General features: G+C 59.9%; 1 protein-coding gene. It reads right to left on the reverse strand.

Annotation, left to right across the window (positions count from 1 at the left end; all coding sequences use genetic code 11):
* Positions 1–76: 76 nt before the first annotated feature.
* Entirely contained in the window at positions 77–1,423 is a 1,347-nt protein-coding gene (locus tag B5V03_RS25090; protein ID WP_129273061.1) for an IS1182 family transposase, read from the reverse strand.
* Between the last annotated feature and the right edge of the window lie 79 nt (positions 1,424–1,502).

Raw genomic sequence — 1,502 nt, forward strand, 5'->3', positions numbered from 1 at the left:
GATTCCGTTGAAAAAGGGAAACAGTAATCGGATGTATTGGCGTCAGCGCGATGCGGCCCAATGGCTTTGGCGGTTTCTACCCCAAGGTGGGCATTGGGATCAGCTTGGCCATCTTGCGAAGGTTCTGGGCCGTGGCCGCGAGGGTGAACTCGTCACGCGCGCCGTTTGGACCTCGTAAACGTAAACGGTCGAGCTTGAGAATGCGCTTGAGGTGCGCGAACAGCATCTCGATCTTCTTGCGGAGTCGACGCGAAGTGCGGCCCTCCCACGACCTTGCGATCTGGCGCGCCATGTCGCGAGCGCCCTCGTAGATCGAGCGCGGCACCCTCCGTGAGGCCTGCTTGGGGCAGCACTGCGACTTCAATGCGCAGCGATCACAATCGCGCTTGCTGGCGAGGTAAAGCATGGTGGCGCCATCGTTCACCAGCGTTCCGGTCGTAGTAAGAACTTTGCCACTGGGGCAACGATAGACGTCCCCGGCATGGTCATAGGTGAAGTCGTCGCGCGAGAAGATCCCGTCAGTGCGGGCCGACTTGTCGAAGACTGTAACGTGCGGCTCGATGCCGTGCTCATAGACCAGCCAGGCGAGCATCTCGGCCGAGCCGTAGCCGCTGTCACCGAGGAGCCGGTTCGGATAGAGATCGAACCGTTCGAGCGAGCGCTCAATCATGCGCTTGGCGGCCAACACCTCCGCCTGCCGGATTGCCGTGGTCGCCTCGACATCGACGATGATCGCGTTCTCGACGTCGATCAGGTAGTTCATCGAGTAGGCGAAGAAGGCTTGGCCACCGTGCGCCCCCGTCCAGCGCGCCGCCGGATCGGAGGGCGACACGAACTTCGGCGTGACCTCGGTTGCCGCTCCGAAAGCGGCATCATCGAGCACGGACAGATACTCATCGATTGCTCGGCCGGCAGCCTCCGGCGCAAGTCCCTTGTCACCCTCGATCCCCTTCTGCCGATTAGCATCAGCCTTGATCAGGCTCGCATCGACCGCAAATCCTTCACCGCCGACCAGCCGTTCCTCGATGCAGCGACGCAAAACGCTCTCGAACACGCGACGGAAGAGGTCGCTCTGTCGGAAGCGGCCATGCCTGTTCTTGGAGAACGTCGAGTGATCCGGTACTGCGCCGTCCAGACCCAGCCGGCAGAACCACCGATAGGCCAAGTTAAGGTGGACCTCATCGCACAAGCGCCGCTCCGATCGAATGCCGAAGCAGTAACCGATCAAGAGCATCCGGATCATCAGTTCGGGATCGATCGAAGGTCGACCGATACTGCTGTAGAAGGGTGCCAGGTCCTGCCTGACCTGTTCAAGATCGACAAATCTATCGATCGACCGGAGCAAATGGTCGGCGGGAACATGCCTCTCGAGCGAGAACTCGTAGAACAACGCAGCCTGTTCGACTTGCCGATGTCCCATCATGATCTTCAGTCCTGCCAATTAGACTGACTGAATCACTGATCCCTCTGCGTCGCAACAGTCGCCTTTTTCAACACAATCG

The sequence above is a fragment of the Bradyrhizobium betae genome, from assembly GCF_004123905.1.
Classification (GTDB): Bacteria; Pseudomonadota; Alphaproteobacteria; order Rhizobiales; family Xanthobacteraceae; genus Bradyrhizobium; species Bradyrhizobium betae_A.